The organism is Halomicrococcus gelatinilyticus (assembly GCA_024227995.1).
In the GTDB taxonomy this organism is placed as follows: Archaea; Halobacteriota; Halobacteria; order Halobacteriales; family Haladaptataceae; genus Halomicrococcus; species Halomicrococcus gelatinilyticus.
The window spans coordinates 657803-671383 of record CP100465.1 but is presented as its reverse complement, the minus strand read 5'-3'; the positions used below and the strand labels follow the sequence as shown (position 1 = coordinate 671383).

General features: G+C 64.7%; 12 protein-coding genes. 7 read left to right on the top strand and 5 right to left on the bottom strand.

Annotation, left to right across the window (positions count from 1 at the left end; translation table 11 throughout):
- Positions 1 to 8: 8 nt before the first annotated feature.
- The 3 genes from NKT36_RS03625 to NKT36_RS03615 form a co-directional block, all read right to left on the bottom strand.
- A complete protein-coding gene (locus NKT36_RS03625; RefSeq protein ID WP_327052588.1) occupies positions 9 to 962 on the bottom strand; it encodes a polysaccharide deacetylase family protein in 954 nt (317 codons plus the stop codon).
- An 85-nt stretch (positions 963 to 1047) separates the two neighbouring features.
- A complete protein-coding gene (gene glmS / locus NKT36_RS03620; RefSeq protein ID WP_327052587.1) occupies positions 1048 to 2868 on the bottom strand; it encodes a glutamine--fructose-6-phosphate transaminase (isomerizing) in 1821 nt (606 codons plus the stop codon).
- Between the two features lie 794 nt (positions 2869 to 3662).
- The gene (locus NKT36_RS03615; RefSeq protein ID WP_327052586.1) at positions 3663 to 4073 is read right to left on the bottom strand and encodes a chemotaxis protein CheW; all 411 of its coding nucleotides are present in this window, start codon (positions 4071 to 4073) and stop codon (positions 3663 to 3665) included.
- Between the two features lie 170 nt (positions 4074 to 4243).
- Here NKT36_RS03615 and NKT36_RS03610 point away from each other — a divergent pair, with 170 nt between their 5' ends.
- The 7 genes from NKT36_RS03610 to NKT36_RS03580 all read left to right on the top strand — a co-directional run bounded on the left by NKT36_RS03610 (position 4244) and on the right by NKT36_RS03580 (position 10575).
- Positions 4244 to 4585 carry an ArsR/SmtB family transcription factor gene (locus NKT36_RS03610; protein WP_327052585.1) on the top strand — a complete coding sequence of 114 codons (342 nt, stop codon included), beginning with the start codon at positions 4244 to 4246 and terminating at the stop codon, positions 4583 to 4585.
- Complete coding sequence (locus NKT36_RS03605; protein WP_327052584.1) at positions 4585 to 4863, top strand: DUF7521 family protein; 279 nt, start codon at positions 4585 to 4587, stop codon at positions 4861 to 4863. Before NKT36_RS03610 ends, NKT36_RS03605 begins: the two co-directional genes overlap by 1 nt.
- Before the next feature lie 204 nt (positions 4864 to 5067).
- Positions 5068 to 5670 carry an archaellin/type IV pilin N-terminal domain-containing protein gene (locus NKT36_RS03600; RefSeq protein WP_327052583.1) on the top strand — a complete coding sequence of 201 codons (603 nt, stop codon included), beginning with the start codon at positions 5068 to 5070 and terminating at the stop codon, positions 5668 to 5670.
- Between the two features lie 9 nt (positions 5671 to 5679).
- Positions 5680 to 6279 carry an archaellin/type IV pilin N-terminal domain-containing protein gene (locus NKT36_RS03595; protein ID WP_327052582.1) on the top strand — a complete coding sequence of 200 codons (600 nt, stop codon included), beginning with the start codon at positions 5680 to 5682 and terminating at the stop codon, positions 6277 to 6279.
- 82 nt (positions 6280 to 6361) lie between these two features.
- Positions 6362 to 7579: a HEAT repeat domain-containing protein gene (locus NKT36_RS03590; protein ID WP_327052581.1), complete on the top strand. Its 1218-nt coding sequence runs from the start codon at positions 6362 to 6364 to the stop codon at positions 7577 to 7579.
- 239 nt (positions 7580 to 7818) lie between these two features.
- Positions 7819 to 9690, top strand: a complete 1872-nt coding sequence (locus tag NKT36_RS03585) for a methyl-accepting chemotaxis protein (RefSeq protein ID WP_327052580.1) — start codon at positions 7819 to 7821, stop codon at positions 9688 to 9690.
- Between the two features lie 18 nt (positions 9691 to 9708).
- Positions 9709 to 10575 carry a CheF family chemotaxis protein gene (locus NKT36_RS03580; protein WP_327052579.1) on the top strand — a complete coding sequence of 289 codons (867 nt, stop codon included), beginning with the start codon at positions 9709 to 9711 and terminating at the stop codon, positions 10573 to 10575.
- Between the two features lie 349 nt (positions 10576 to 10924).
- Here NKT36_RS03580 and NKT36_RS03575 read toward each other — a convergent pair whose 3' ends face one another.
- Entirely contained in the window at positions 10925 to 11794 is an 870-nt protein-coding gene (locus tag NKT36_RS03575; protein WP_327052578.1) for a CheF family chemotaxis protein, read from the bottom strand.
- A 55-nt stretch (positions 11795 to 11849) separates the two neighbouring features.
- Positions 11850 to 13580, bottom strand: a complete 1731-nt coding sequence (gene flaJ, locus NKT36_RS03570; RefSeq protein WP_327052577.1) for an archaellar assembly protein FlaJ — start codon at positions 13578 to 13580, stop codon at positions 11850 to 11852.
- Between the last annotated feature and the right edge of the window lies 1 nt (position 13581).

Genomic DNA, 13581 nt, shown 5'->3' with positions numbered 1-13581 from the left:
CCGACGGGTCACCGCGGACCGATGGGCGTCCGGGAGGTCGCCGGGTCGGCGACCTGCAGGTCCGCCGCTACCTCGCCCATCGTCCGGACCGGGAGGCCGGTCTCCTCGCGGACGGCGTCGAGGTGTTCGAGGACGGTTCGCAGTCGTTCGAAGTCGCGCTCCTCGGAGAAGTCGCTCGGCCGCAGACAGAGGTGGAAGACGCCGTCCTCTTCGGCGGCGCGGTCGATGCCGCGCTTGGCTGCTCGGGCCACGGGGTCGCCCAGGGTCTGTACGAGCGTTCCCGCCGGCCCGTCGAGGTCGGCCAGGCGCATCGACGCCGGGACGGTCACCAGTCCGTGGTCGTCGACCGCCGGTTCGACGAGCGGCGGGCTCGTCCTGCTCACGGTCAGGTCGACCGTCTTCGCGAGCGACTCGAGACGGGCGCCGTCGAACCACAGCGCCGGGCGCGCGCCCCGATAGCAGGTGAACCCGTAGGCCGCGAGTACGTCCCGGTGGGCGACCTCGTTCCGCGGGAGGACGAACGTCTCGACGTCGAACCCGGCGTCGGCCGCCGCCTCCAGGGTCGCACGCGTCTCGACGACCGCCACCTCGCGGGTCGTCCGACCGTCGTCGAACGCTGCGTGCGAGAAGGGCTGGCCTGCGATCTCGTGGCCGGCGTCCGCGTCCGCGATGGACCCGACCAGGCCGCCGCCGAACCAGAGTGGCGACCGCGCCGCGCGTCCACCCGGGTCGTCCTCGAACCAGTCGTCGGTCGGCGTCGCGTGGTCGTCGTGTTCCCCGTCACACTCCGAGAGGAAGAGGTGTCCGACGACGGCCCAGGTTACGGGGACGTCGAACTCGTCGAACGTGGCCAGCAGTCGCGACCACGAGTCGCGGGCGCTTTCCACGTGCCGGGGAGGGTCCGGCCGGTCCCGGTCCCCCCACGCGAGTTCGGCGTCGACGGAGAGTACGACAGCGGTCATTCGATGACTGGATGCGGCCGGGCCGCGATTAAACCGCCCAGACCGTTCAACCCGGTTCGGCGCTGTAAGCCCGGGTTGCCGCCGCTCATTCGACCGTTACGCTCTTCGCGAGGTTCCGTGGCTTGTCGATGGGGCGGTCGAGGATGTCCGCGGCGTGGTACGACAGCAGCTGGAGCTGGACGTTGGCGGGGACGCCGGTGACGTCCGGGTGGGTGTCGGGGATGGTCAGCACCTCGTCGGCGTGCTGGACCACCTCCTCGTGGCCCTCCGGCGCGACTGCGACGACGGGAGCACCGCGCGCCTCGACCTCCTTGACGTTGCCGAGCGTCTTCTCGTCGTCGCGGTCGTTGAACACGGCGAAGACGGGCGTGTTCGGCGTCACGAGCGCGAGCGGCCCGTGTTTCAGCTCCCCGGCGGCGAACCCCTCGGCGTGCTCGTAGGAGATCTCCTTGAACTTCAGCGCCCCCTCCATCGCGACGGGGTGGACCGTGTCCCGGCCGATGAAGAAGTAGGCGTCGCTGTCGCGGTACTGCTTGGCGACGCGCCGCGCCTTCGAGTAGTCGAGCACCTGCTGGACCTGGCCGGGGAGGTCGGCGAGCCCCTGGAGGAGTCGTTCGACGTCGTCGCTGCGGCTCCCCGTCACGTCGCGGACGAGGCGCTCGCCGAACAGGGCCAGCGACACCACCTGCGAGGAGTACGTCTTCGTCGCTGCGACGCCGATCTCGGGGCCGGCGCGGATGAACAGCGCGTCGTCGCACTCCCGGGCCGCCGTCGAGCCGACCACGTTCGTCACCGCGACGGTCCGCGCGCCGGCGGCGTGCGCCTGCCGGAGCGCAGCCAGCGTGTCGGCCGTCTCTCCGCTCTGGGTGACGCCGACGACGAGGGTGTCCCCGTCGACCGGCGGCGGCGACGTGGCGTACTCGCTGGCGAGGAACGCCTGCGAGGGGACGCCTCGCGTCCCGAGCAACCGCGAGCCGACGAGGCCGGCGTGGTAAGACGTTCCGCAGGCGACGAACTGGACCCGCTCGACGTCGTCGAACGTGCCTGGCGGGAAGTCGTCCAGCGTGACCTCGCCGGTGGCCGGGTCGGCGCGGCCCCGCAGCGTCTGGCGGAGCGCGGCAGGCTGTTCGTGGATCTCCTTCAGCATGTAGTGGTCGTAGCCCCCCTTCCCGGCGTCCTCGGGGTCCCACTCGACCGTCTTCACCGTCCGTTCGACGCTGTTACCGTCGAGGTCGGTGATGACGTGGCCGCCGGGTTCGGCGACCACCACGTCGCCGTCGTCGAGATAGACGACGTCGTCGGTGAAGTCGAGGAACGCGGGCACGTCGCTGGCGAGGAAGTACTCGCCCTCGTCGACGCCGAGGACGAGCGGCGAGCCGCGCCGCGTGGCGTAGACGGCGTCGCTGTCCTCGACCAGCATCGCGACCGCGTAGCTCCCGGAGAGTCTGCGGACGGTCCGACGGAACGCTTCCTCGGCCGTCGCTCCCTCGGCGAGATGCTCCTCGACGAGGTGCGGGATGACCTCGGTGTCGGTGTCGCTCTCGAAGACGTGGCCGCGTGCCTGCAGCTCCTCCCGTAGCTGATCGTGGTTCTCGATGATCCCGTTGTGAACCACCGCTACGCGGTCGCCACAGCCGGTGTGCGGGTGGGCGTTCTCGTCCGTCGGCGGTCCGTGCGTGCTCCATCGCGTGTGCCCGATGCCAAGACCGCCGGAGGGCGCTTCGTCGTCGAGGGCGGTCTTCAGCCGGGAGATCTCCCCCTCGCGCTTGAAGACGTTCGGACCGCCGCCGTTCTTCACCGCGAGTCCCGCCGAATCGTAGCCGCGGTACTCGAGGTTCTCGAGGCCAGTGAGCAGTTCGTCGACGGCGTCGTCGGAGTCACCGACGCGAGCGATTATGCCGCACATCGTGCGACCACCCCCTGCGAGACGTGGCTGTCCGTCGTGGCTCCTGTTCCTGTCGTTCGTACGCGTAGACGTGAGCAGTTCGTGCGTTCAGACATACAGTTTACCCCCTGAATCGTCGGCGTTCGTCGGTTCGAATGCCGGCCGCCCCCCGGTGAGTCACCGTCACTCATGGATCCTCGGGCGTGCTGGAGTCGTCCTGGCGTCCGGTTCGACCCGGTCGGATAACGTTCGCCTAGCTCTCGGGAATCTCATAGGTAACTCGCCTCTCTGTGTCCTGAGCACCCCGACAGCGCGCCTGTCGAGGGCCGAACGGTAACTATGAAACCCCGGATACGACCTTTGTTATACGCTTGCTGAACGGACTGCAGGAGACGCCTAAGCCCGATACTTCGGCCGTACCGACGGTCGAGGGGTCGAACGGACCCGGTGGATAAATCGCTGGCTGCGTGGTACGATATGCCTGTTTCAGGGGTAGCCATCCTGCGGGTCCGGTCGCCGCGCGCGCTGTCCTACGCCATCTTCTTCGCCGAACACGGAGTCGTTCGCCTGGTTCCAACCCCTCGTACTGTCCAGTTTCCTCACCGTCCGGTCTCCTCGTACTCGTCGTTCTCGACACGTCCGGGTGTGTTAGACGCCAGAACGGAACCACGTGGACGCCAGAACGGAACCACGTGGACGGGACCACGTCGAAGCTACCAGGACAGTGCCGAGGGGGACCGTACTAGTGCCGGAGCTAGAACCGTACTGTCGTCAGCCGTGCAGAAGGATTCGTGAAAGGGGCCGCTCGGTCGTCGTCAGCCGTGGATCGCCGACGGCTTCACCCAGATGACGAAGTCGTCGTCGCGTCGCACCACGCCGCGGACGGAGTCGCTCTCGACGGACTTGTCGAGATTGTCCTCGTCGACGCCGACCACCTGACTCACCTCGTCGATGAGCCACCCCGTACTCGCGTCGTCGTCCGTCTCGAAGACGACGACGCGGTCGCCAGTCTCCGAGTCGTCCAGTCCGAGGACCGTCTTCGGGTTGACGATGGTCGTCGTCGTCCCGCGGAGGTCCATCAGTCCCTCGACGTGGGGTTCGGAATCCGGGAGGTGGGTCAACTTCTCGCGGTCGACGATCTCGTCGATGTGCGCGATGTCGACACAGTACTGCTTGTCCTCCAGACGGAAGACCAGAACCTGCGTTTCTGCGACGGTTTTTGACATACCTGTGTCTCCCGATGGAATCCACTTTACTGTTCCGCTGACCGCGTTTTCCGCCCGACTGGTCTACCGTCGGTTCGATTCCCATCTATGATTCGAATATTCTCGTCGTTAGTTACGGTGCGAATCGTGACGGTATCTTTTTATGGGGGCGTTATCAAACCCGATAACCGATGGGGTCAGTGGAACTGCTCCGGGTGCTCGGCAACAAGTACAACGCCGAGATACTCAGCGCTACCGGCGAGCCAAAGTCCGCACAGGAACTGAGCGACGAACTCGGGATTCCGATCGCGACGAGCTACCGACGCATCGAGGAACTCACCGAGGCGGACCTGCTCGAACTCTCGGGGCGGGAGTTCTCCGACGAGGGGCGACGTACGAAGGTGTACCGCCGCGACATCGACAACATCCGGATATCGTTCGACGCCGACGAAATCGACGTCGAACTCGAAGACCGGCCCGAGGTCGACAACTCGCTGGTCGACGTCTGGCGCGACCTCAAGGAGGAGCCGTGATGGTTCCGCTCGAACTTCTCTACGTGGCGTTCAGCCTCACCCTGACCGTCGCCGGACTGTCGATGGTCGGGTTCGCCGTCCGGTCTTACCGCCGGACGTCGCGTCGTGCACTGTTGCACCTCTCGATCGGATTCACGCTCATCGTCGCGGCCGCCATCGCGACCACGGTGAGTGCGTTCCTCACCGGCTTCGACCGGACGCCGGTACTCCTGTCAGTCAACTACCTGCTCACCACGGCCGGGAACCTGTTCGTCATCTTTGGTATTCTCACAGGTTGATATAACCCGAAATCACGCCTCAGAATCTCGCTATACAATTGAATTCACCCCGACAATTCGGCCGCAAAGTCCCGCTTTCGTCCTGCGATTATGGTGTCGTATCAGACGTGATAATTGGATGCGTAGTTTTAATACATAGCTTTGACTCGTTGTCGATAGCGTCCGGAGCCTTACACTACGGTTCCGGACCCTACGTGAGAAACTATGAAAGACGCAATCCAAACGCGACTTGACGACAGAGGTCAGGTCGGTATCGGGACGCTCATCGTGTTCATCGCGATGGTGCTGGTCGCCGCGATCGCGGCGGGCGTGCTCATCAACACGGCGGGCTTCCTCCAGACGAAAGCAGAACAGACCGGCGAGGAGTCCACCGCACAGGTCTCCAACCGCGTGCAGGTCGTCTCCGGCTTCGGTAACGTCACTACGAACGAGGAGGTTGACTTCATCAACCTGACGGTGATGCGCGGCTCCGGCGCCGACGACATCAACCTCTCCAGCGCCACCATCGAGTGGATCGGTCCGGACAGCGCGACGACGCTGACGAAGGTTAGTGAAAGTGATCTTCAGTCCGATCCGGGTGGTTTCAACGTGTCGGCTATCAAAGACACGGACGACTCGCTACCAGTCCTGAACGATCAGGACGACCGTTTCACCGTCTCGATGCATGCGCCGACGATCGGTGACGGCGACGGTCTTGGTGAGGGACAGGGCGTCGAACTGAAGCTCACCACCCAGTACGGTGCCGTGACTATCTACCGGGCAAACATCCCGCAGTCGCTCTCCCAGGAGAGCGCAGTGACTGTCTAACGTGATACTATGAAGGAATCTCTCAAACAGCGGTTCGACGACCGCGGTCAGGTCGGCATCGGGACGCTCATCGTGTTCATCGCGATGGTGCTGGTCGCCGCGATCGCGGCGGGCGTGCTCATCAACACGGCGGGCTTCTTGCAAACGAAGGCAGAACAGACCGGCGAGGAGTCCACCTCGCAGGTCTCGAATCGCATTCAGGTCGTCTCCGGTTTCGGTAACACCACCAGCTCCGGGGAAGCTGTAGAGTACATCAACATCACGGTGATGCGCGGCTCCGGCGCCGACGACATCAACCTCTCCAGCGCCACCATCGAGTGGATCGGCCCGAACGAGGCAACGACGCTTACCGAAGTCAGTGCAGCTAATCTCGAGTCGGATCCCGGTTTCAACGTATCTGACATCAAGGACGTTGACGGCTCGGCTCCGGTCCTGAATGACCAGGACGACCGATTCTCGATCGCGATGCACGCTTCGACTATCGGCGGCGAAGACCTCGAGGAAGGCGAAGAGGTCGAACTGAAGCTCACCACCCAGTACGGTGCCGTGACGTTCTACCAGGCGGACATCCCGCAGTCGCTCTCCGGCGACAGCGCAGTCTCGCTGTAAACCCTATACGCCTTCTTTCGAGCGCGGAGCGCATCGACATACGGAAAGTTATATTTTTGCCGGCGTCTATCAATCGATAGACGTGACCTCGCTGTTCACCCTGGAGAAGGAAAACGACGTGGAGAAGCTCACGTCGGTGCTCGAAGACAGTAACAACGAGGGTGTTCGGCGTCGTGCCGCCGAGATCCTCGGCGGCGTCGACGCACCGGACGAGGAGGTCGTCGACTCGCTGACAGAGGCGGCACAGGAGGACGACGACGGCGACGTTCGGGCGGCCGCCATCGACGCGCTCGACCAGCGCGAGGCAGTCGAGGAGCTCATCACCGCCATCGTCGGCGAGGAGATCACCGGCGGGCAGGCCGAGTGGGCACGGGCCGAGGAGTTGACGAACGCGCTCTCGTCGGACCAGCCCGAACTGCGGATGGCCGCAGCGAACGTCCTCGGCCGCATCGGGAGTCGGTCGGCGACAGAGGACCTGATACAGCACCTCGACGACTCCGATCCCCGCGTCCGGGCGCGCATCGCCCGAGCGCTCGGACGGCTCGAGGACAAGCGCGCAGTGTCGGCGCTCACGAAGGTGCTGAAGGACCAGAACGCCGAGGTTCGACGCGAGACGGCCGAGGCACTCGGTCGGATGGACGGTAGCGAGGCGCTGGCGGCGTTGCTCGAGATGCTGAACGACCCGAGCGAGGCGGTCCGTCGTATCGCAGCCAGTTCGCTCGGCGAGTTCGGCAGCCCGAAGGCGCTCGACGCGCTCGTCGGCCTGCTCGGCGACGAGTCCGACACCGTCCGCAAGGCGGCCGTGTTCTCGCTCATCGAACTGCTTTCGAACGCGCCGCCGCAGAAGAGCCACGACCTGCGCGAGACGATGGTGGAACGGCTGGCGACGACGGACCACCGCATCGTGGTCACGTCGCTGATCGACATCATCGAGGAGGGGTCGCAGGCCCACCAGCGACGGAACGCGACGTGGTTACTGGGGCGCGTGACGGGAGAGAAGAACCGCTGGCCGGCGATCGAGACGCTCGTCGACGTGCTGGACGACGAGGACGAGATGACGGCACAGTTCGCGGTGACCAGTCTGGCCGAGATCGGCGGGGACTCGGTCGAGACAGCGCTGCTCGAACTGCTATCGGATCGGGAGGCGAGCACCGACGCCCAGGCGATGGCGGCGTTCGGTCTCGGGAAGGTAGGTGGCGAGCGAGCTCGCAAGCGCCTGAACGAACTCGTCGACAACACCGATGACGAGGAGGTCCGGAAGCGAGCGTTCTCTGCGCTGTCGAAGCTCGGTGGCCGATAGACGCTCACCGACAGTCGGTCGGCTCCCGAGCTATTATCATATTCTTGACTACTCTTCGTGCGCGTGCGTTATCTCTGGTGAGATTTTACTAAAGTTTTATATCCGATTAACGTCTTGATTCGCCAAAGATGGTTACGGACGCTCTCATACGGGTTTTAAGGGCGATTCGCAGGAGGAACGCCACGTCCGGCGAATCTCAGCAGCGTATCACGTTCGACGGAGGGACGGAAACCCGTGGGGTGTCCGTCTCGAATAGTACCGGAATATCGATAGATTCGCTGGGGGAGGTCTACGGCGAGATCGGTGCGAGCGAACGACTCCAGCGAGCACAAGCCGATCATCTCGGTGAACTGTTCACCGATCCGGACGCAGCCATCGACAACGCTCCGACACTTGGTCGCAGGCACGCCGACGCAGGCATCTCCGGAGCTGCGTACGCCGCCACCTACGGTGCGGCGTTCGAGAAGATGGCCGACGAGGTGTTCGAGCGACTCGACCACCGGCTCGGGGAGGACAACGAGGCGGTGTCCGACGAGATCCGTCGCGCCAGGTCCGACCTCGTCGACGGTATCTGGGCAGGCATCTCCGGGATGGAGAGCGGGCTGGAGGCGCACGAGAACAGCGTCGAGGTCGAACTGGACGCCGAAGCTGAAGAGGAGGATTTCGACGTCGACGACGACGAACTCCTCGACGGTATCGGCATCCCGACGTTCATGATCTGCGCGGAGAAGCAGGTCCGGGCGTGGAACACCGCCATGGCGGACCTGACCGGCGTCCCCGAGGAGGAGGCGAGGGAACTCGAGTACCTCAGTGACGCCTTCTACTCGGACGGTCGTCGCGGGAAGACCCTGGCGGAGAAGGTCGTCGAGGCACCGCGGTCGGCGGATACGGAGTTCGGCGTCGAGCGCCCGGACGCTAGCCGGGACCTCTACCAGGACGAATCGACGATGTTGAACACCGAGGGCGACGAGCGGGAGATCACGTTCTCGGCGAAGCCCATCTACGAGGACGGCGAGCTCGTGGCGGTCGTCGAGACGGTCCACGACCGCACCGACGACATTCGGCGGCACGAGGCCGTGACCGCGCTCGTCGAGGAACTCAGCGAGACGCTGACGACGATGCGCGAGGGAGACCTCTCTGCCCGCGCCCAGTTCACCGACGAGCACGACGTCATCGACGACGGCCTCATCGACGTCGTCGGACAGGTCAACGACATGGGCGAACGCTTCCAGACGCTCGCCAACCGCGTCGACGACTCGGCGACCGACCTCGCCGACTCCGTGCAGTCGGCCTCCACGTCCGCTCACGCCATCGAGGAACGCGTGGACGAACAGACGGAACTGCTGTCGACCGTCGCCACGGAGATGGAGAACTTCAGCGCGAGCATGCAGGAGGTCGCAGCCAGTTCCGACCAGGTCGCGTCTGCCGCCGAACAGGCGCAGGCGGCGGCCGACAGCGGTCTCGAGTCGAGCGAGGGCGCTCGCGAGGCGACCGACGAGGTCATCGAGATGAGCGACGACCTGGTCGACACGGTGACAGAACTCGAATCGCAGATGGCCGAGATCGAGGACGTCGTCGAGGTCATCGCCGAGGTCGCCGACCAGACGAACCTGCTCGCGCTCAACGCCAACATCGAGGCGGCACGCGCCGGCGAGGCCGGTAGCGGGTTCGAGGTCGTCGCGGACGAGGTCAAGGACCTCGCCAACGAGACGCGCAAGCACACCGAGGAGATCGCCGAGCGCATCAACGACATCCAGTCGCAGGCCAACGAGACCGTCGTCGCCGTCGAGGAGTCCAACGAACAGGTCCAGCACGCCGGCGACGAGATCGAGGACGCACTGATCGCCCTCGAGGAGATCGCCGACGCCGTCGACGAGGCGGCGACCGGCGTGACGGAGGTCGCGGAGGCGAACGACGAACAGGCCGCGAACGTCGAGGAGGTCATGGCCACCGTCGAAGACGTCCGCGACCGGACCCAGGAGGTCCAGGAGGCGACCGAGGACATCGTCGACGCGAGCAACGTACAGACCAACGCCATCAACGAACTCGCCGACCGCGTCGCCGACCTGACCGACGGGTCCGCCGAGGCGAAGCAGGCGCTGAACGACTGACCGCGCCGGTTTTTACGTATGAGTGAAGGCGAATACAAGATAACGGACACGAGGGGGAAGTTCCTCCAGGCGATGCGGGACGGCCAGAAGCTGAAGGACGCCGCCTGGACTAGCGGCCGGATCCTCCTGTCGAACAAGCGCCTCGTCCTCGCGGGCAACGAGGGCAAGCGAACGATACCGCTCTCGGAGGTCAGGGGGATGAGCGGCCGGTACGACGTGAACCAGGCCGTCGCCAGCGTGTCCGACTACCTCAGTCTCGAGGTCGGCGAGGACGTGCTGCTGGTCTCGACGAGCATGGACATCGACAAGTTCGAGTCCAAACTGTACGGCGCCATGCTCGACCAGAAGATGATCCTCACGAAACACCCGGCCGTGAAAGGGGGCGTCGTGCAGGACACCGACTGGGAGCGCGCTCGCGTGAAGATCGACGTCGGGGAGGTCGGTATCGCCGTCGCCAGCGGGACGTTCATCCAGATCGAGCTCGACGACGTCGGCCAGGTCGACACGGCAAAGCGGACCGTCGAGGGCGAGACCCGGACCGTCCTCGAGGTCGAACACTCCGAGGGGTCGACCAGCGTCCAGACGTACATCTCGGGGAAGGCTCGCCGGTGTTCGCTCCTGGGGTCGATCTTCCAGAAGGGCGAGCAGCAGAGCTCGGCCGGCGTCGAACTCGACGAAATGGAGAAAGAGGTCCTGATGGCGCTGTACACCGGCGTCTCGTCGTTCGAGATTCCCGACTTCCTCGGCATGGACGTCGACAGGGTCGAGGAGATATTCGAACGTCTCATCGAACTCGACGTCCTGGAGGAGGTCCGCAAGCGCCGCGAGGTCAGTCTGAAGACCCGCGGCCGCAACATCGCCAGCGAGTCGATCAACGACAAGTAACGCTTTCCTGCAGTTCGTCGCGGGTTCCAGGGCGCACAGGTCTTCCCGGCGAGCGTCGCCTACGTCTGCTTTCTCCTCGTCTCGCGCTCGCCACGGTCCTGCCGTCCACCGTTGTCGTCCGTTCGCACTACCACGTCCGGCTGCCCGCCATCGTCACCCGTCCGTGCTCCCCCGTCCGGGCCGCCAACGTCGACCGGCTCCAACGACGCGGTCCGCGGACGGACTGCAGTGCTCTCGGCCCACGCGATGGTCATGGGTACGCGCTGGCGTGCAGGGACGGCGGACGTCGCCGGACCAGTGAAGCGTCGTGGGCAGAAACAGAGGGAAGTGTACGGATGCGGAGCGGTGGCTACGTGTTGACCTTCTCGATGCGGTCGCTGACGAGCATCTTCCCGGCGGAGGTCAGCGAGAGGCCGCCGTCGCCCTCGTTCACCAGCCCCTTCTCCTCGAGGTCGGTGAGCAGCATGGCGGCGCTCCCGGCGTCGATACCGAGCATGCCCGCGAGGTTGCCGCTGGTGCCGCCCGAGTAGATGGCGACCAGGGCTTCCATCTCCTGCTCGGAGGCGTCGACGCGCTCTGCCTCCTTGGCGATCTCGGAGTACTCGAGCCGGAAGTAGCGTCCCAGGAGGTTGAGCTTGCGCTGGGAGGCGACGAAGAACTCGGAGGTGACCGTCTGACCCTCGGTCGCGTGCCGAATGGCGACGACGGTCCGCTCGGTCCCGTTGACCTCCCGCCGCTGTTTCTGGAAGTAGGTCACCGCAGAGAGGTCGACCGCGAACGGCGTGCTGATCTGCCGGAACTCGACCTCGCCCGGCTGGATGCGGATCTTCCCCGTCTCGTAGGCGTTGTTCATGATGCGACCGCCCTGCCGCGCGGGATGTTTCACCTTGACCGGGGTCCCACTCAGTATCGCCTTGAACAGCAACGTCTTGAACCGTCCGACCGAATCGTTGTCGGCCTCGATGACGACGGTGTGGCGGCCGTCGTCGCGCTCGTACGCCACCGTCAGCGTGTCCTGGAAGAACGATTCGAGTTCGTCGGGAACGTGACCGAGCGTCACGTCGAAGACCGACGAGAGGGGGACCGTCGTCTTGGACTCCTCCGACGCTAGCACGAGACGCTTCTGGCTGAGGACGACCCGGCCCTGGACGGGCTCGGACCTCGCCGTGGTGTCGAGGCTGTAACGTGCGACGAAGTCGGCGATGACTGTTTCTGACATGGTTTCTCGCGTGCCAGCTACTGCTTCTTCAAAAACACTCCGTGTACATAAATATTCAGACGTTCAGGAAGGCACCGACGACCGTCTGGGTTATCCAGGCGACGACGGCGCTGGTCCACGTCAACAGGACGAAGTGCATGTACGCGTTGACCTTGTGTCCGCCGTCCACGATGCGGATCATCAGCGACGACAGCACCGCGTTGAGGAGGATGATGATGACCAGCAGGTACTCGATCATTATGTTGTCGTACACCTCGGTGTGGATGATAGTCCCGAAGTTGAACTGCGGCGTGTTGAGACCGATCGACATCCCGGCGAGGATGTTGACGATCTCCAGGCCGATGAAGAACGCGAACGTCGATGCAGCGGTGATACCGTAGAGGACGCCGATGAGGGTCACCGTCGCCTGGTCGCGCTGTTCGCGCAACTGCATGACGATGTTCATGTTCCCGCTGATGAGCTCCCCGAGTCGCTTGGGTTCGCCACCCATCTGGCGGCCGAGGAGGTACATCTCGCTGAACTTCTGGATGAGGTACGACCGCGTGTCCGACGAGAAGTGTCGCCACGCCATCTCGGGCTCGATGCGGATGTTCAGTCGCTTGTAGAGGTCGTCGATGTTCGGCGTGAGCGCCCCGAAGTCCTTCTTCCGCAGGGTCTCCAGAACGCGCGACGTCGTGGACTGCTTGGCGGTCTCGGTCGCGCCCAGCGCCCGGATGAAGTTGGTGAACTCGTCGTCGCGGTCCTTCACCTTCCGCTCCTCCCTGCGGACGATCAGGCCGGGGATGAGCAGCGGCGTCGTCGGGAAGGCGGCGTAGATCGGCAGCGGGATCGCCTCCGGGGAGATCGGCGTCTGTCCGAGCAGCACGAACAGGCTCCCGGCGATGGCGATCGAGGTGAGCAGGATGCCGGCGATGACGCTACCGCGGATCTTGCGCTCGGCCGCCGTCTGGCCCCGGTCGTCCGGGTGGTACCAGATAGGGTCGTACGGCGCGCTCCGCTGGACCAGAAAGAGGAACCCGACCTGGACGAACGCGTACATCACCACGACTCCACCGACCGTCATGGTCGGGTCCGTCCCGGTGAGGATGGGAAGCACCGTCGCGAACACGAGGGCGAAGGTCACCGAAAGGATCATCGACAGGTAGAGGTCCTTCATGACCTCGATGTTCGCCAGCGCGCCCTCGTAGATGGTGACGTAGCTCTGGATGACGGCGTCCTGTTCGGACAGCAGGAAGTCCTGGATCTCCTGGCCTGCGTTGATCGTGTACGCCAGCCGGTCGAAGAAGTCAGACAGCGTCTTGCTCGGCACCTGTCTCGCTCGCAGCCGGAGGGCGTCGTCCAGACTCTGGTTCCACGTGTCGACGAGTTCGGTCAGTCGACGCATCTCCTTCGCGAGCTCCTTGTACTCTTTCTCCTTCGCGAGGAGCCGGAACACCTCGACGCGGTCGATGTTCGCAGTCGAGAGGATGGTCATGTGGGTGATGAACAGGTGAATCCGGTCCTCGATCTGCTTGCGCTTGCGGTCGCGCTTGATCTTCGGGAACGTGATGGCCGTGACGACCCCGAGGAATCCCAGCAGCGGGATCGGCACCGCGACCATGAGCGGCAGGTCCACCAGGACGACCACGAGAATCGAGAGGACGAAGAAGACGATCGACGGGACGACGATCTGCCCGAGATACCGCTCGGGCGACATCTCCATCTCGCTGTAGGCTTCGAACGTGGAGGAGACGGCGCTGGAAAAGAGGTCCTTCGCGTCCGTGGTCTGGGACTCTGCCTCGGCCATG